Source organism: Promicromonospora iranensis (assembly GCF_028994805.1).
In the GTDB taxonomy this organism is placed as follows: Bacteria; Actinomycetota; Actinomycetes; order Actinomycetales; family Cellulomonadaceae; genus Promicromonospora; species Promicromonospora iranensis.
This window is the reverse complement of record NZ_JAJQQP010000005.1, coordinates 169,845-185,345: the sequence shown is the minus strand read 5'-3', so window position 1 is coordinate 185,345 and position 15,501 is coordinate 169,845. Positions and strand designations below refer to the sequence as shown.

Annotated in this window: 16 protein-coding genes; 6 read left to right on the top strand and 10 right to left on the bottom strand. The window is 70.6% G+C overall.

Features of this window, described 5'->3' with window-relative positions; genetic code table 11:
- Nucleotides 1–10 precede the first annotated feature (10 nt).
- From LUM46_RS10090 to ctaC, 4 genes are all read right to left on the bottom strand, one after another.
- Nucleotides 11–868 (bottom strand): SCO4651 family lipoprotein, encoded by an 858-nt coding sequence (locus LUM46_RS10090; protein ID WP_274993709.1) that lies wholly within the window; start codon nt 866–868, stop codon nt 11–13.
- A gap of 206 nt (nt 869–1,074) precedes the next feature.
- The gene (locus LUM46_RS10085; RefSeq protein WP_274993708.1) at nt 1,075–1,476 is read right to left on the bottom strand and encodes a cytochrome c oxidase subunit 4; all 402 of its coding nucleotides are present in this window, start codon (nt 1,474–1,476) and stop codon (nt 1,075–1,077) included.
- Nucleotides 1,473–3,293: an aa3-type cytochrome oxidase subunit I gene (ctaD, locus tag LUM46_RS10080; RefSeq protein WP_274993707.1), complete on the bottom strand. Its 1,821-nt coding sequence runs from the start codon at nt 3,291–3,293 to the stop codon at nt 1,473–1,475. Before ctaD ends, LUM46_RS10085 begins: the two co-directional genes overlap by 4 nt.
- Nucleotides 3,293–4,204 (bottom strand): aa3-type cytochrome oxidase subunit II, encoded by a 912-nt coding sequence (gene ctaC / locus LUM46_RS10075; protein ID WP_274993706.1) that lies wholly within the window; start codon nt 4,202–4,204, stop codon nt 3,293–3,295. The genes ctaD and ctaC overlap by 1 nt, the downstream gene beginning before the upstream one ends.
- Nucleotides 4,205–4,474: 270 nt before the next feature.
- Between ctaC and LUM46_RS10070 the strand changes: the two genes are divergently transcribed.
- Both LUM46_RS10070 and LUM46_RS10065 read left to right on the top strand, forming a co-directional pair.
- The gene (locus LUM46_RS10070; protein ID WP_274993705.1) at nt 4,475–5,671 is read left to right on the top strand and encodes a cysteine desulfurase family protein; all 1,197 of its coding nucleotides are present in this window, start codon (nt 4,475–4,477) and stop codon (nt 5,669–5,671) included.
- The gene (locus LUM46_RS10065; RefSeq protein WP_274993704.1) at nt 5,671–5,904 is read left to right on the top strand and encodes a sulfurtransferase TusA family protein; all 234 of its coding nucleotides are present in this window, start codon (nt 5,671–5,673) and stop codon (nt 5,902–5,904) included. Before LUM46_RS10070 ends, LUM46_RS10065 begins: the two co-directional genes overlap by 1 nt.
- 111 nt (nt 5,905–6,015) lie before the next feature.
- Here LUM46_RS10065 and erpA read toward each other — a convergent pair whose 3' ends face one another.
- Together erpA and LUM46_RS10055 are read right to left on the bottom strand one after the other, a co-directional pair.
- Nucleotides 6,016–6,369 (bottom strand): iron-sulfur cluster insertion protein ErpA, encoded by a 354-nt coding sequence (erpA, locus tag LUM46_RS10060; RefSeq protein ID WP_108495706.1) that lies wholly within the window; start codon nt 6,367–6,369, stop codon nt 6,016–6,018.
- A 142-nt stretch (nt 6,370–6,511) separates the two neighbouring features.
- Nucleotides 6,512–7,111: a hypothetical protein gene (locus LUM46_RS10055; RefSeq protein ID WP_274993702.1), complete on the bottom strand. Its 600-nt coding sequence runs from the start codon at nt 7,109–7,111 to the stop codon at nt 6,512–6,514.
- Nucleotides 7,112–7,152: 41 nt separating this feature from the next.
- Between LUM46_RS10055 and nadA the strand changes: the two genes are divergently transcribed.
- The 3 genes from nadA to LUM46_RS10040 are packed head-to-tail and all read left to right on the top strand — an operon-like array spanning nt 7,153 to nt 9,567.
- Nucleotides 7,153–8,367: a quinolinate synthase NadA gene (gene nadA, locus LUM46_RS10050; RefSeq protein WP_274993701.1), complete on the top strand. Its 1,215-nt coding sequence runs from the start codon at nt 7,153–7,155 to the stop codon at nt 8,365–8,367.
- A 14-nt stretch (nt 8,368–8,381) separates the two neighbouring features.
- Entirely contained in the window at nt 8,382–8,990 is a 609-nt protein-coding gene (locus LUM46_RS10045; RefSeq protein WP_274993700.1) for a DJ-1/PfpI family protein, read from the top strand.
- A 31-nt stretch (nt 8,991–9,021) separates the two neighbouring features.
- Nucleotides 9,022–9,567: an acyl-CoA thioesterase gene (locus tag LUM46_RS10040; RefSeq protein WP_374726977.1), complete on the top strand. Its 546-nt coding sequence runs from the start codon at nt 9,022–9,024 to the stop codon at nt 9,565–9,567.
- Here the strand turns inward: LUM46_RS10040 and LUM46_RS10035 are convergent.
- The gene (locus tag LUM46_RS10035; RefSeq protein WP_274993699.1) at nt 9,564–10,943 is read right to left on the bottom strand and encodes a dipeptidase; all 1,380 of its coding nucleotides are present in this window, start codon (nt 10,941–10,943) and stop codon (nt 9,564–9,566) included. The two genes, LUM46_RS10040 and LUM46_RS10035, sit on opposite strands and share 4 nt — an antisense overlap.
- Nucleotides 10,944–10,999: 56 nt before the next feature.
- Here LUM46_RS10035 and LUM46_RS10030 point away from each other — a divergent pair, with 56 nt between their 5' ends.
- Nucleotides 11,000–11,620 carry a DUF3043 domain-containing protein gene (locus LUM46_RS10030; RefSeq protein WP_274993698.1) on the top strand — a complete coding sequence of 207 codons (621 nt, stop codon included), beginning with the start codon at nt 11,000–11,002 and terminating at the stop codon, nt 11,618–11,620.
- A gap of 112 nt (nt 11,621–11,732) precedes the next feature.
- Here LUM46_RS10030 and LUM46_RS10025 read toward each other — a convergent pair whose 3' ends face one another.
- The 3 genes from LUM46_RS10025 to yczE form a co-directional block, all read right to left on the bottom strand.
- A complete protein-coding gene (locus LUM46_RS10025) occupies nt 11,733–12,746 on the bottom strand; it encodes an aldo/keto reductase family protein (protein ID WP_274993697.1) in 1,014 nt (337 codons plus the stop codon).
- A 98-nt stretch (nt 12,747–12,844) separates the two neighbouring features.
- Complete coding sequence (locus tag LUM46_RS10020; RefSeq protein WP_274993696.1) at nt 12,845–14,698, bottom strand: SigE family RNA polymerase sigma factor; 1,854 nt, start codon at nt 14,696–14,698, stop codon at nt 12,845–12,847.
- Nucleotides 14,699–14,753: 55 nt separating this feature from the next.
- Nucleotides 14,754–15,446 carry a membrane protein YczE gene (gene yczE, locus LUM46_RS10015; RefSeq protein WP_274993694.1) on the bottom strand — a complete coding sequence of 231 codons (693 nt, stop codon included), beginning with the start codon at nt 15,444–15,446 and terminating at the stop codon, nt 14,754–14,756.
- Between the last annotated feature and the right edge of the window lie 55 nt (nt 15,447–15,501).

The window sequence follows — 15,501 nt, the reverse complement described above, 5'->3', positions numbered from 1 at the left end:
CCGACGGCCGTCAGCCGGTCGTGAGCTCCATCATCTCGTCCAGGGTGGTGAGCTCGTCCCCGCTCGGCGCCGCGACGTCCACGGGTTCGCCCCAGCCGGAGAACGTGCTGCTCATCACCAGCTCGTCTGCGTCGGCCCCCATGGTGAGCACCAGCTTGCGCGCCAGGTTGTCCTCGCCCACGTTGTAGACGATCTCCATCTCGCCGACCTGCGCCAGAGCCTCCTCCGGGAGGCTGTCGACCTGAGGGCCGGACATCTTCGTCGCGTCCACGAGGATCGTGTAGACATCGGTCTCCACGCCGTCGACGGTCTCCGTGCCGGTCTTCTCGAAGGACGTGATGGCGCCGTCCATGCCTTGCAGCTGCGCGGACGGGTCCATGTCCTTCAGGCTGCTCTGCATGAGGTCACCCATCCCCTGGAAGAGCGGGGCCATCGGGTTGTCGCTCTTGCCGGCCTCGGCCAGGCTGAGGTACTTGCCGGACGTCGACTCGCCCATCTTCATGTAGAAGTCGCCGTCGACCAGGACCATGTCGGTTGCCTCCCCCTCCAACTCCATCTGCATGGCCATCGCAGGGTTCTTCGGGTCGGAGATGTCGACGTCCGCCTCGAGGGGTGCACCGGCGAGGCCTGCTGCCTCAGCCCCCGCACCGGAGTAGGTCATGGTCATGTGGACCGTCCCGGCCTCGCTCTGCGCCGCCGACAGGTCGTCGACGAACGACGCCTGGGTCAGCTCGACCGGCGCCGGCGGCTGTGCTGATGCTGTCGCGTCGGAGGCCTCACCGGGACCACTCGCTGCCGCTCCGCATCCGCTCAGGCCCAGGGCGAGCACGCTCGCCGTCGCGAGAGCCGCCATCTTCGAATAACGCACTAGTTGCCTCCCTGCCACCCCCGGTTCGCGCACACCATGCGCTCGGGAACCGGTCGGCGGAGGTCCGATCTCACCATGAACAGCGCTCGGGCAGCCCGCAGAAGACGGGTGAAACTGCGGGTGAAATGACGGAGCGGAGTGCCCTCGGAAGCACGACGTCCCGCCACACGTGTGTGTGACGGGACGTCGTGCGCAACCTGTACGGATCAGTGCGAGTGAATACCTCGCGAGTACTCGAACACCCAGCCCACCAGCGCGATCACGGACACGCAGAAGCCGATGTAGACCACCCACCAGCCCACGGCCAGGCCGAGGAAGCAGATCGCGGCCGATCCGGCGATCGCCAGCGGCCACCAGCTCCAGGGCGCGTAGACACCCTGGTCGCCGGCAGCGTCCTCGATGTTGCCGTTCGGGTCGTCCTCGGGGCGGGCGTCGATGCGCCGCGCCGTCAGGGCCAGGTACGCGCCGATCATCGCCACCAGGCCGCCGACGAGCGGCATACCGAGATAGCCGACGGGCTCGGTCCAGTCCGTCATGAAGCCGTAGACGATGCCGACACCGACGAAGATGGGCGTTCCCCAGAGGAACAGCCGGGTCTCGATCTTCACTTGCTGGTCCCCTCGTCCGGCTCGTCCACGATCGTCGTGCTGCTCTGGCCCGAGTCGCCGCCGCCGTTCGCGGCGCGCTCCTGCCCCTGCTTCTCCTGGCCGCGCCGGTCGGCCTCGCCGTAGATGTTCTCGAGCACCCCGCGGTCGCCGTTGTAGTCCGGGCGCTCCATCGCGACGACCTCGGGGTGGTGCAGGTCGAACGCCGGCGACTCCGAACGGATCCGCGGGAGCGAGGCGAAGTTGTGGCGCGGCGGCGGGCAGGACGTGGCCCACTCGAGCGAGCGGCCGTAGCCCCACGGGTCGTCGACCGTGACCTTGGGCGCCTTGCGCCAGGTGACGTACACGTTCCACAGGAACGGCAGGGTCGACGCCGCGAGGATGAACGCGCCGATCGTCGACACCTGGTTCTCCCAGGTGAAGCCCTCCTGGGGCATGTAGTCCGCGTAACGACGCGGCATGCCCTCGACACCCAGCCAGTGCTGGATGAGGAACGTGGTGTGGAAGCCGACGAACAGCAGCCAGAAGTGCCACTTGCCCAGGCGCTCCGACAGCATGCGCCCGGTGAACTTGGGCCACCAGAAGTAGAAGCCCGCGAACATCGCGAAGACGACGGTGCCGAACACCACGTAGTGGAAGTGCGCCACCACGAAGTACGAGTCGGAGAGCTGGAAGTCCAGCGCCGGGCTCGACAGGATGATGCCCGTCAGGCCGCCGAAGAGGAACGTCACGAGGAAGCCGATGGACCAGAGCATCGGTGTCTCGAAGGTGAGCTTCCCGCGCCACATCGTGCCGATCCAGTTGAAGAACTTCACACCGGTCGGCACCGCGATCAACATCGTCATGAAGGCGAAGAACGGCAGCATGACCGCACCCGTCACGTACATGTGGTGCGCCCACACCGTCACCGACAGCGCGGCGATCGCGATGGTCGCGTACACCAGACCCGTGTAGCCGAAGATCGGCTTGCGGCTGAAGACCGGCAGGATCTCGGACACGATGCCGAAGAACGGCAGCGCGATGATGTACACCTCGGGGTGCCCGAAGAACCAGAACAGGTGCTGCCAGAGGATGGCACCGCCGTTCTCCGGGTTGAAGACCTGCGCGCCGAGGCGGCGGTCCGCGCCGAGCGCGAACAGGGCGGCCGCCAGGGGCGGGAACGCCATCAGCACGAGCAGGCTGGTGATCAGCGTGTTCCACGTGAAGATCGGCATCCGGAACATGGTCATGCCCGGTGCGCGCATCGTGATGATCGTGGTGATGAAGTTGACCGCACCGAGGATCGTTCCGAAACCTGCCAGCGCGAGGCCGAACACCCAGAGGTCACCACCGAGCCCTGGACTGTAGGTGGTGGTCGACAACGGCGCGTACGCGAACCAGCCGAAGGACGCAGCACCCTGCGGGGTCAGGAAGCCCGCCACCGTGATGAGACCGCCGAACAAGTACAGCCAGTAGGCGAACATGTTCAGGCGGGGGAACGCGACGTCGGGCGCGCCGATCTGGAGCGGCATGATCACGTTCGCGAAGCCGGCGAAGAGCGGCGTCGCGAACAGCAGCAGCATGATCGTGCCGTGCATCGTGAAGAGCTGGTTGTACTGCTCCTTGCTCTGCACGAGCTGGATGCCCGGCTCGAAGAGCTCGGCCCGGATCAGCAGGGCCATCAGGCCGCCGATGCAGAAGAAGATGAACGACGAGATCAGGTAGAGATACCCGATCGTCTTGTGATCAGTGGAGGTGATCCACTTGATGACGGTCCGGCCGAGCGTCTGCCGTCCGGGCGCGAGGCCCGGGATCAGCTCGGTCGTGGTCGCTGCGGCCATCAGTGCCCAGCCTCCTCTTCCTCGGTGTCCACCGGGCCGGTCGTGCGGGCGAGGTCCATGCCGAGCTGGCCGGTCTGACCCTTCGCAGCCAGGTCCGCCAGGTGGGCTTCGTACTCCTCGGCGGACACGACCTTCACGTTGAAGAGCATGCCGGAGTGGAACTCACCGCAGAGCTCTGCGCACTTGCCGGCGTACGTGCCCTCACGGGTCGGTGTCACCTGGAACGTGTTGGTCCGCCCCGGGATCATGTCCTGCTTGTACAGGAACGCAGGGACCCAGAACGAGTGGATGACGTCGCGTGAGTCGAGCGTGAACTCCACGGTCTCGTTCACCGGCAGGTAGAGCGTCGGGAAGGACGTCGACGTACCGATCGCCCCGTCGAGCTCGTCCTCGGCGGTGACGCTGCCGGGGTCCGCCTCGTGCTGGCCGGAGTCGTAGACATCGCCGTCGAGGTAGTTGAAGTCCCAGCTCCACTGCTTGCCGATGACCTGGATGTGCTCGGTCGCGGTGCCGTCGACGTTCTGGATCTCGCTCACGTCCCGGTCGGTGTACCAGAACAGCACCAGGACCATGATCAGCGGAACGGCCGTGTACATCAGCTCCAGCGGCAGGTGGTAGCGCGTCTGGACCGGGAGCTGATGGTCGTCCTTGCGCTTGCGGTACGCCGCGATGCACCACAGGATCAGGCCCCACGTCACGATGCCCACCAACAGGGCAGCGATCCACGAGCCCACCCAAAGATCGGTGATGCGCGCAGTCTGGTCAGTCACCTCCCCGTCGCTGTAGCCGGGCAGGTATCCGCGCTGGACGGATTCGCTTGCGCAGCCGGTGGCCACAACTGCGACAGCGACGGCTAGAGCCGACGCACGCAGGATGGCCCGCCGGGTGCGGGTAGGTGACTTCGAGTGCAAGGGAGGCCTTTCACGTCTCGTCCGGCGCGTCGCACCGGTTTCCTCCCGAGCTCCACGCAGAACCTTCGTCCTCGATGGGATGCAGCCTAGCGCGCCCGGAGGCCTGATGATGCCCGCAAGGCGCCCTCGGCGACGTGACGCACTACGCACCGCGGGCACCCATCGACGCTGTTCAGGACACGCACCCAAGTCGTGTCAGAACAATGGTGGCGGCGGACCGGTCCGTGCGGGTGCGAGGATCAGACGGACGACACAGGAGCAGGAGGACGTGTGAGCCACGCCACCCCCGGCACCCCCTCCCGGGTGCACCTCGACAACGGCGGGCGCGCCCCGTGGCACCCGCTCGCCCGGCAGGCGTTCGAGCAGGCGCTCGGCGACGGGTGGGCCGATCCACGCCGCCTGCACGCCGAGGGCCGCCGCGCGGCCCGCCTGCTCGACGGCGCCCGCGAGGCCGTCGCCGCCGTGCTCGGCGCGCGGACGCAGGAGGTCCACTTCACGCCGGGCCACACCGCCTCGCTCCAGACGGCCGTCGCGTCGGCCGCGGCCGGCCGGCGGCGTGCGGGCAGCACCGTCGTCACCAGCGCCGTCGAGCGGGCAGCGGTGCTGCAGGCCGCCGCGTACACGGCGGCCGCAGCGGGCGCGCACCCGGCCGGCGTGACCGAGCCCGCCGCCCGGCCCGGCGGCCCCGTCCCGGTGGACCGGCTGGGGCGCGTGGACGCGGACGCGATGATCGCCGCGATCCGGGCGCCGGGTGTCGCCCTAGCCGCACTGCAGCACGCGAACGGCGAGGTGGGCACGGTCCAGCCGGTCGAGGTCGTGCACGACGCCGCGCGCGCAGCCGGCGTCCCGCTCCTGGTCGACGCCGGGGCGAGCGTCGGACACGTGGCGGTGCCCGGGGCCTGGGACCTCCTGGCCGCCGACCCCGCCGACTGGGGCGGGCCCGCCGGGGTCGGGGTGCTCGCCGTCCGGCAGCGGGTCCGCACCGCGTCGGCCGGGCCGGAGGACGAGGACCCGTGGGCACCGGGCGGGGTGAGCGTGCCGCTCGCCTTCGCCGCCGCGGTCGCGCTGCAGGCGGTCGAGGCCGACCGGGTCGAGCAGGCGGCGCGGCGCCGCGCGCTCGTGGACCGCGTGCGGGCACAGGTGTCGCACATCCCGGACGTCGAGGTGGTGGGCGACCCGGAGGGGCGGCTCCCCCACGTCGCCACCTTCTCGTTCCTCTACGTGGACGGCGAGGCGCTCGTGACCGAGCTGGACCGGCACGGCTTCGCGGTCGGGTCGGGCTCGGCGTGCACGTCGAGCACGCTGGAGCCCTCCCACGTGCTCGCGGCGATGGGCGTGCTCACGCACGGCAACGTGCGGATCGCGCTGGACCGCGCCACCACCGCCGACGAGATCGACCGGTTCTGCGCGGTCCTGCCCGGCGCCGTGGCCCGGGTGCGGGAGATGCTCGGGGTGGGTGGCCTCTGATGTCCGGCACGCTGGTGGATGCCAGAGGGCTGCACTGCCCGCTGCCCGTGATCCGGCTCGCGGCCGCCGCGAAAGGGCTGCCCGCCGGCACCGAGCTGACCGTGCTGTCGACCGATCCGGCCGCGAAGCTCGACGTGCCCGCGTGGTGCCGCATGCGCGGCCACGAGCACGTCTCGACCGTCGAGCACACCGGCGACCGGGACGGCTGGGCCGTCACCGTCCGCCTCGCCTGACCCGGAGCCTCGTTCGACGCGGAACGAGCGGCGGGCCGGTCACCGCGTAGGTGACCGGCCCGCCGTCGTGCAACGTCTGTCGTGCAACGTCTTGTCGACGCAGAGCTCAGATCAGGAGAACGACCCGCCACAGGCACACGCGCTGCCTGCGTTCGGGTTGTCGATCGTGAAGCCCTGCTGCTCGATGGTGTCCTTGAAGTCGATCGTCGCGCCCTCGAGGTACGGCACGCTCATCTTGTCCACGACGACCTCGACGCCGTCGTAGTCGCGCAGCGCGTCCCCGTCGAGCACACGCTCGTCGAAGTACAGCTGGTAGATCAGCCCGGAACAGCCACCCGGCTGCACCGCGACGCGGAGGCGCAGGTCGTCGCGGCCCTCCTGCTCGAGCAGGCTACGGACCTTGCCCGCGGCGACGTCAGTGACGTTGACGCCGTGGGTTCCGATGTCCGTGGTCGTGTCGGTCATGTCATCTCCCGATCGTGTTCGACATACCGGTAGTCGATGTCTCAGCGGTGCCAACCCATCGGGCCGTCCGTCTGTTCCCGTCGCCGGCCTGTTCTGACGATCGTACGCCCACGGACCGGCCGGACCCATCACCCGTCCGTGCTCAGTGCGCCCAGCCCGGTGTCCACGTCCGGGCCACGCGGGCGACGTCGCCGTCTGCCGCCTCGTGCACCCCGCTGAGCCCTGCCGTGGACCACTCGCGCCTGCTCACCTCGCTGCGCTCCGTGACCACGACGACGGGAACGGCGTGCGGTGCCGCGGCAGCGGCCGCCTCGACGACCACCCCGCGGTGCAGCCGGTCGCCGTCGAGCCGCGTGACGTACGCCACGACGACGTCGGCCCCCGCTGCCGCCTCCGCGAGCGCTACGCCCTCCCCGCGGGGCAGGGCGGACGGCGCGGGGCCGGGCGCGGTGGGTCCCGGGTGGGCGGGGCCCACGTCCTGCGGCCCGACGGCGGCCGGGCGGCCCACGGGGATCGCGGTTCCCGCCAGCAGCACGCCCCCGCCGGCCGGCCCCGCCAGGTGGCCGGGAGCGGCGGGTGCGCCGCCGTCGCCCGACCCTCCGTCGGAGGTCCCGGAGGAGCCGGGAACCCGCACCTCGCGGGCCTCGGTGGTGGCGTGGGGCGCGGCGGCGCGCCACGCGGAGGCGAGTCGCTCGGCGTCGGGCAGGGTCTCGGCAAGCAGCAGCACGTGCACGGGACGCATCGTGACACCCTCTTGTCTGCGTGTCACCACCGCGTGTCATCATGGTGACTGTGAGCACCCTGCTGGCTGAACAACCGGGCTTCTCCGAGCCCGCCCCCTCCCCCCTGCTGCTGCTCGGCCAGGGCCGTGACCTGGCCTCCGAGCGCGGCGTGGAGTGTACGGGCGAGCTGCCCGCGCCGAGCGACCCGAACCTCGTGGAACGGGCCCGAGCCGCTCGGGCCGCGCTGGGCAGCCGGGCGTTCGTGCTCGGGCACCACTACCAGCGCGACGAGGTCATCGACTTCGCCGACATCACCGGCGACTCCTTCAAGCTCGCGCGCGAGGCTGCCGCCCGCCCCGAGGCCGAGTTCATCCTGTTCTGCGGCGTGCACTTCATGGCCGAGAGCGCGGACATCCTCACCTCCGACCAGCAGCAGGTGGTGCTGCCGGACCTCGCGGCCGGCTGCTCCATGGCGGACATGGCGGCGATCGGCCAGGTCGAGGAGGCCTGGGCGGTGCTGCAGGACGTCGGTGTCGCGGATTCCACGATCCCCGTCACGTACATGAACTCCTCGGCCGCGATCAAGGCGTTCACCGGGCGGCACGGGGGCACCGTGTGCACCTCGTCCAACGCCGAGGTCGCGCTGCGCTGGGCGTTCGACCAGGTCGGCGGTATCGACGGCACCGGCAAGGTGCTGTTCCTCCCCGACCAGCACCTCGGCCGCAACACCGCGGTGCTCGAGCTGGCGCTGTCGCTGGACGACTGCGTCGTCTTCGACCCGCGCAAGCCGAACGGCGGGCTGACCGACCAGGAGCTCCGGGACGCCCGCATGATCCTGTGGCGCGGCCACTGCTCGGTGCACGGGCGCTTCTCGGAGAAGAACGTCTCCGACATCCGCGCGGCGGTCCCCGGCGTCAACGTGATGGTGCACCCGGAGTGCAAGCACGAGGTCGTCACGGCGGCCGACCACGTGGGTTCGACCGAGTACATCATCAAGCAGCTGGACGCGGCGGAGCCCGGGTCCTCGTGGGCGATCGGCACCGAGCTCAACCTGGTGCGCAGGGTCGCCAAGGCGCACCCCGACAAGAACGTGCACTACCTCGACTCGACGGTGTGCTTCTGCTCGACCATGAACCGCATCGACCTGCCCCACCTCGTGTGGGCGATGGAGTCGCTCGTGGAGGGACGCATGGTGAACCGGATCGTCGTGGACGCCGACGACGCCCACTGGGCCCGCGTGGCCCTCGACCAGATGCTGGCCCTCCCGGGTATCTGACACGGACTGAGCACATGACCGGCAACGGTGGACTGCGGATCGGGATCTTCGTCTTCGACGGGGCGGAGGAGCTCGACGTCGTCGGGCCCTTCGAGGTCTTCGCCGAGTGGGGCTCCCACTCGCAGGAGCTGCGCCCGTCGGTGAGCACGTTCTCCTGGGACGGCTCCGGGGTGCGGCTCGCGAAGGGCCTGCGGATCCTGCCGGCGCACGGTGCGGACGACGTCGGTCCGCTGCACGTGCTGGTCTACCCGGGCGGCCTGGGCACCCGGCCGCTGCTCGCCCAGGCCGGGCACCTCGAGTGGCTGCGCCAGATCCGCAAGCAGACCCCGATCATGGCCAGCGTCTGCACGGGCGCCCTGTCGTTCGCGGCCGCGGGCCTGCTGGCGGGGCGGCCGGCCACCACGCATCACCACCACTACGACGAGCTCGCCGAGCTGGACCCGAGCGTCCTCGTGGACACCGAGGCGCGGTTCGTGGACGACGGCGACGTGGTCACCTCGGCGGGCGTCTCGTCGGGGATCGACATGGCGCTGCACCTGGTCGAGCGGCTCGAGTCGGCGGACGTCGCCCAGACGGTGCGGAACGAGATCCAGCATCCGCCGACCGGTCCGACAGGTATCTGATACTGCCGGTTCCCGGTATAACCTTCGACGCATGGCTCGCATGTTCCAGCTCACCTGGACCGGACTCTTCCCGCGCAAGGCCCGCCCCGGGCAGAAGCTGCTCGACCCGTCCGTCACCCGGATGCGTGTCGGCCTCCTGGACCTCGACTCCAACCTGCACGTCAACAACGGCACGTACCTGCAGATGATGGACGTGGCCCGGAACAACCAGATCGCCGACCTCGGCATGTTCCCGATCGCCCGCCAGAAGGGCTGGGCTCCGGTGGTGGCGGCGTCGACCATGAAGTACCGCCGGTCCCTGCGACCGTTCGACCGGTTCGAGATCACCACCCGGATCATCGGCTGGGACGAGCGCGTGTTCTACCTGGAGCAGGTGTTCACGCGCGGCGACAAGCTCTGCGCCCGCGGCATCGTGGCCAGCCGGTTCCTGGACCGCAAGGGCAACCGGATCTCGGCGCTCGACGTCGTGCGGGACGTCATGGGTGAGGACCTGCCCTCCCCCGAGCTTCCCGCGGACGTCGCGGCCTGGGCTCGCGCGCTGGACGTCGCACCGCGCGAGCCCGCCACCAGGAGCTAGAGCCCCTCGCCGACCTGCGTCAGCAGCAGGGCCTCCGCCAGGACGACCTTCTGCAGCTCACCCAGGTGCACCGACTCGTTCGCGCCGTGCGCCCGCGAGTCCGGGTCCTCGACCCCCGTCACGAGGATCGCGGCGTCCGGGAAGACCTCCAGCAGGTCCGCGATGAACGGGATCGACCCGCCCACGCCGACGTCGACCGGTGCCGTACCCCAGGCCTCGGTGAACGCGGCGCGCGCCGCGCGCATCGCCGCCGTGTCGCCGGGGGCGAGGAACGGCTTGCCCTGCTCGCCGGACCGCCAGGTGACCTGCGCGCCGAACGGCGCGTGCTTCGCGACGTGCGCGGCCAGCGCCTCGTCGGCCGCCGCCGGGTCCTGACCCGGGGCGAGCCGCAGCGAGACCTTCGCGGTGCAGCTCGGCGCGATCGTGTTCGACGCCTCCGCCACCGACGTCACGTCCATGCCGATCACGGACAGCGCGGGCTTGGCCCACAGCCGGCCGGAGACCGTTCCGGTCCCGGCGAGCGACACACCGTCGAGCAGCGAGGAGTCCGCGCGGAACGCGGCCTCGTCGTAGTCGACCTCCGGCTCGGGAGCGGCGACCAGGCCCTCGATCGCCACGTCACCCGCCTCGTCGTGGAACGTCGCGACCAGCCGCGACATCAGGGTCACGGCGTCCAGCACCGCTCCGCCGAACATGCCCGAGTGCACCGCGTGCTCCAGGACCTTCAGCTCGACCACGCCGTCGACCAGCCCACGCAGCGACGTCGTGAGGGCGGGGACACCCACCTTCCAGTTCGTCGAGTCGGCGACGACGATGACGTCGGCCGCCAGCAGGTCCCGGTGCGCCTCCAGGAACGCGCGGAACGACGGCGACCCCGACTCCTCCTCACCCTCGAGGAAGACCGTGACGCCGACCGGCAGGTCCGCGCCGTCCGGCAGGCCGAGGGCCCGCAGCGCCCCCAGGTGCGCGACGATGCCCGCCTTGTCGTCGGCCGCGCCCCGGCCGTAGAGCCGCTCGCCCACCTGCGTGGGCTCGAACGGGTCGGTGTCCCAGGTCGCGGCGTCGCCCGGCGGCTGCACGTCGTGGTGCGCGTACAGGAGCACGGTCGGCGCACCCTCGGGCGCCGGCCGGCGCGCGACGACGGCGGGCGCACCCGGCGTACCGTCCGGCCGCGGTGCGGACAGGATCTGGACGTCGGGCAGACCCGCGTCCCGCAGGAGCCGCTCCGTGGCGGCGGCGCTCGCGGCGACGTGCGCCTGGTCGAACGCGGCGGCCGAGACGCTCGGGATGCGCACGAGCGCCTCGAGGTCGGCCTGCAGGGCGGGGAACAGCTCAGCGACGCGGGCGCGGAGGGCCGCGGTTGTATCAGAAGTCACCGCCCCACGTTAACGGCTCGCAGCAGGGAACTGTCCCGAGCCATTAGGCTGGGGAGGTGTTCTCCCGCAGCAAGACTCCGACCCCCGACGGCGTGACTCCCGTAGGCGACTCACCCGACGAGGTGACGTCCGCGTCCGCGACGACGCCGGAAGGCGCCCCCAAGAAGGGGCGTCCGACGCCCAAGCGCAACGTCGCGCAGGCCGCGAACAAGCGACCGCTGGTCCCGGACGACCGCAAGGCGGCGAAGAAGGCGCAGCGCGAGAAGTCACGTATCGACCGCGAGCGCGCCTACCAGGCCATGCAGACGGGTGACGAGCGCTACATGCCGGCCAAGGACAAGGGCCCGGTGCGGCGGTACGTGCGCGACTTCGTGGACGCCCGCTGGAACCTCGGCGAGTTCTTCCTGCCGGTCGCCTTCATCTTCCTGTTCGCGACGTTCTTCACCGCGCAGTATCCGGAGCTCAGCATCGTCGTGATGCTCGGCCTCTACGGGTTCCTGTTCCTGACGATCATCGACGCATGGCTCCTGTGGCGGTCGCTGAAGAAGCGCCTGACCGCGAAGTTCGGGGAGGTGCAGCGCGGTCTCCTCATGTACACGATCACGCGGGCCTACCAGCTGCGCCGCTCGCGCCTGCCGAAGCCGATGAGCAAGAAGCGCGGCAACTACCCGGAGTAACCAGCCCTTTCGCCGAGGTAGTCACTTGGCGAGGTAGACAAGCAGCGAGGTAGTCACCCGGTTTCCGCTGGTGACTACCTCGCTGCTTGTCTACCTCGCCCGGGGGTGCGAGTCAGACCGGGCGGGTCTTCGGCATGTTCGCCAGCGTCTTGCCCGGGTCCCGCTCGATGACGCCGTCGAGGGCGTCGTCGATCTGCTTCATCAGCTCGGCGGGGATGGTCACACCCGACGCCTTGACGTTCTCCGCGACCTGCTCCGGGCGGGATGCACCCACGAGCGCCGCTGCCACGTTGTCGTTCTGCAGCACCCACGCGACGGCAAGCTGCGCCATCGACAGGTCAAGCTCGGCGGCCACCGGCTTGAGGTTCTGGACGGCGGCCAGGGTCTCGTCGGTCATGAAGCGGCTGATCGTCTGCGCGCCGCCCTTCTCGTCCGTGGCGCGCGAGCCCGCGGGCGCCGGCTGGCCCGGCAGGTACTTGCCCGAGAGCACTCCCTGGGCCATGGGCGACCACACGATCTGCGAGACGCCGGCATCCTTCGAGGCTGGCACCACCTCGTCCTCGATGACGCGCCACAGCATCGAGTACTGGGGCTGCGAGGAGATCAGCTGGAAGCCGAGCTGCTTGGCCAGCGCGGCACCCTCGCGGATCTGGTCGGCGGTCCACTCCGAGACGCCGATGTAGAGGGCCTTGCCCTGGCGCACGATGTCGGCGAACGCCTGCATCGTCTCCTCGAGCGGGGTCTCCACGTCGTAGCGGTGCGCCTGGTACAGGTCGACGTAGTCGGTGCCGAGGCGGGTCAGGGAGCCGTTGATCGACTCCATGATGTGCTTGCGGGACAGACCCACGTCGTTGGGGCCCTTGGGGCCGGTGGCCCAGTACACCTTCGTGAAGATCTCGAGGGACTCGCGGCGCTCACCCTTCAGCGCGTCACCGAGAACCTGCTCCGCCGCCGTGTTGGCGTACGCGTCAGCGGTGTCGAAGGTGGTGATGCCGGCGTCGAGCGCGGCCCGGACACATGCCGAGGCGACGTCGTTCTCCACCTGCGAGGCGTGGGTGAGCCAGTTGCCATAGGTGATCTCCGAGATCTTGAGACCACTGTTACCGAGGTACCGATAGTTGACCATGGCCCTACCCTATGACAGACATTCGAATCGAATCGACCCCCTTCTGCGCACCAAACCGATCAAGCACACGCAGAAGTTGATTCAGGTCACCGCCTCGCTCACCGCTCGAACCGAGCTCGGTGCAGCACCGCCGTGCCGGTGTCCGCGGCCTCCACCCGCCAGGCGACGAGGTCTCCCGCGATCGCGACCGAGACGAGGCCCTCGCCCTGCGCCAGGACCTCGGGCCGCCCGTCGCCGAGCGCGTCGGCGGCCAGGTACGCGGTGTTCCCGTCGTCATGCGCCGTGCTCCACACCACGTCGCCCCCCGCCACGTCGATGGAGGTCACGACACCCCGGGGCGTTCCCGGTTCGAAGGTTCGCTCACGTCCCGTCCCACGGTCCAGCACATGGACCGTGGCACCGTCGTTCCAGGCCACGACGGTGTCCGACGCCGCGAGCTCGCCGCCCCAGCCGGAGCCCTCCCCGCCGCCGGCCGGGGCGCGCCTGACGACCTCCGTGCGTCCGTCGTCCCGGAAGGACGTGATGACGTGTCGCGTCCCACCGTCGGAGCCCCTGGCCACGGCCGTGGTGAGCACCTCGTCGTCGTGGGTCGCGAACGTCCGCACCGCCGTCGCGACGACCTGCTCGGCGCCCACGCCACCCGCGTCCTTCGCCGAGAGGGTGCGCACCTGGTCGCCGCCGGGCCCCGCAGCGGTGGTCAGCCAGACGACCCGGCCCGCCGTGAGGCCGACCCACGGGTCGCCGAGGAGCTCGTCGTCCGCCGACCGGGCAGCTGCGCGGTGCTCGACCACCGTGACCGGCGCCGCCGCACCCTCGGACACTCTGATCGCCCAGACGGCCGGGTCACCGCCGTCGACCACCGGCGACTCGGCCCAGGCCAGCCGGTCGCCCTGGCGCACGGCCGCGAGGATCACGGCGTCCCGCCCGTCGACCGTCCCGGAACCCATGTACTCGCCGGCATGCGCGATCCCGTCCTCCTGGATCTCCACGAGATCGACCACCGACGTGCCGGCGGCCTCGGGCGTCCCGGGCTCCCCTGATCCCGGGAAGGTCTTGACCATGAAGTACGAGCCGTCCTCGGCGAGCGTCGCCGTCGAGGTGTCGTCGCCCGGCACGGCGAAGGTCTCGGGCAGCGGCTCCACCTCCACGGCGGGAACCGTCGGGGCAGCGGTCAGACCGGGCGCGGGCTCCTGGTCCTCGAGCAGCCGCTCGATGCCCGTGACCTCCCGGAACCACTCGCTGCCCGGCAGGGCGACCTCCCCCAGCCCCGGCACCCGCACCGGTCCCAGCAGGAACCACACCAGCAGGAGCGCCGCGACGCCCGACGTCGCACCCTGCGCCACCCGACGACGGCGCAGCGCCGCCCGGCTACCCCGCAGCACCGCGTCGGCGTCCACGACCGGCGCGTCGACCACCTCGAGATCGGCTCCCGCGACGAGGCCGCGCAGACGTTCCAGCGCGCGGGCGTTGGTCGCCTTGACCGTGCCGACGCTCCGGCCGAGCTCCGCCGCGACGTCCGCCTCCGAGAGATCCAGCAGGTGCCGGAGCACGACGACACGCCGCTGCTGTGGTGCGAGCCGTGCGAGAGCCCGCACGAGCGCGTCGCGCAGCGCCACCTCGCCGGACCCGTCCATCGCGGCGCGCACCGGGATGTGGTCGTCGCCCGGTAGCACCTCGCGCCGGATGTGCCGCCAGGTGTCGATGCGCTGGTTGACCAGGATGCGCCGGGCGTACGCACGAGGTTCGCGGTCTCGCACCCGGTCCCAGACACGATAGGTGCGCTCGAACGCGGTCTGCACCAGGTCCTCCGCCCGGTACCTGTCGCCGGCCAGGAGGTACGCGGTGCGGTAGAGGTAAGGTCCGGCCGTCTCGACGAACGCAACGAAGTCGTCGTCGCGTGACCGCGCCACGTGGACCGTGGCGCGGTCGGTCTCTTCGGTATCGATGCTCATACCCCCCACCACGTGCGACGAGGGTCCCAGGTTTATCCGCTGACGGCGAGAGGGCCTACCCCGCGAGGCCACGCGGCGCGAGCCACCGCGCGGAGACCTGCACCACCGGGCCGACGCCGAAGGCGAAGACGATCGTCGCCCAGCCGAACGTCCCGCCCAGCAGCACGCCGAGCACGACCACGGAGACCTCGATGCCGGTCTTGATCAGCCAGACCGGCCATCCGGTCACCTGAACCAGGCCGGTCATCAGCCCGTCCCGCGGGCCCGGGCCGAACCGGGCTCCCACGTAGGCGGCGGTACTCACCCCGAGCAGCACGATCCCGCCCAGGGCCAGAGCGATCCCGGCGAGCAGCGCCGGGTCCGGGAGCATCCGCTCGAGGACCCACAGGGTCGGGTCGATCACCAGGCTGATCACGATGATGTTGGAGACCGTGCCGATGCCCGGCTTCTGGCGGAGCGGGATCCACGCCAGCATCACCAGCAGCCCGACCCCGAGCACGACCCACCCGTAGGCCAGGCCCGTGCGGTCCACGATGCCCTGGTCCAGCACGGCCCACGGCATCGCACCCTGGCCCGAGTGCAGCATCAGTGCCGTCGCCACGCCGAACCCCACGAGTCCCAGCGCGAGCTGTACGACGCGGCGCGCGAGGGACATCACGACGGGTGCGGGGACATCGGCGGGGAGTGCGGCCGGCGTCTCGGCGAGCGGGGGGACGGTGTCGGCCGGGTGGCCGGTGCTCGTGGTCATGCCTCCATGGTGCCGTTGATTGGCCTTGTCATCCATGGCCAATCGGAGAAGAGTG

Excerpts from the sequence above, each read along its gene's own strand:
- ctaD (WP_274993707.1), bottom strand. The coding sequence starts at position 3,293 with ATGGCCGCAGCGACCACGACCGAGCTGATCCCGGGCCTCGCGCCCGGA.
- LUM46_RS10065 (WP_274993704.1), top strand. The coding sequence starts at position 5,671 with ATGTCCGGCACGCTGGTGGATGCCAGAGGGCTGCACTGCCCGCTGCCC.
- erpA (WP_108495706.1), bottom strand. The coding sequence starts at position 6,369 with ATGACCGACACGACCACGGACATCGGAACCCACGGCGTCAACGTCACT.
- LUM46_RS10055 (WP_274993702.1), bottom strand. The coding sequence starts at position 7,111 with ATGCGTCCCGTGCACGTGCTGCTGCTTGCCGAGACCCTGCCCGACGCC.
- nadA (WP_274993701.1), top strand. The coding sequence starts at position 7,153 with ATGGTGACTGTGAGCACCCTGCTGGCTGAACAACCGGGCTTCTCCGAG.
- LUM46_RS10045 (WP_274993700.1), top strand. The coding sequence starts at position 8,382 with ATGACCGGCAACGGTGGACTGCGGATCGGGATCTTCGTCTTCGACGGG.
- LUM46_RS10040 (WP_374726977.1), top strand. The coding sequence starts at position 9,022 with ATGGCTCGCATGTTCCAGCTCACCTGGACCGGACTCTTCCCGCGCAAG.
- LUM46_RS10025 (WP_274993697.1), bottom strand. The coding sequence starts at position 12,746 with ATGGTCAACTATCGGTACCTCGGTAACAGTGGTCTCAAGATCTCGGAG.
- LUM46_RS10020 (WP_274993696.1), bottom strand. The coding sequence starts at position 14,698 with ATGAGCATCGATACCGAAGAGACCGACCGCGCCACGGTCCACGTGGCG.
- yczE (WP_274993694.1), bottom strand. The coding sequence starts at position 15,446 with ATGACCACGAGCACCGGCCACCCGGCCGACACCGTCCCCCCGCTCGCC.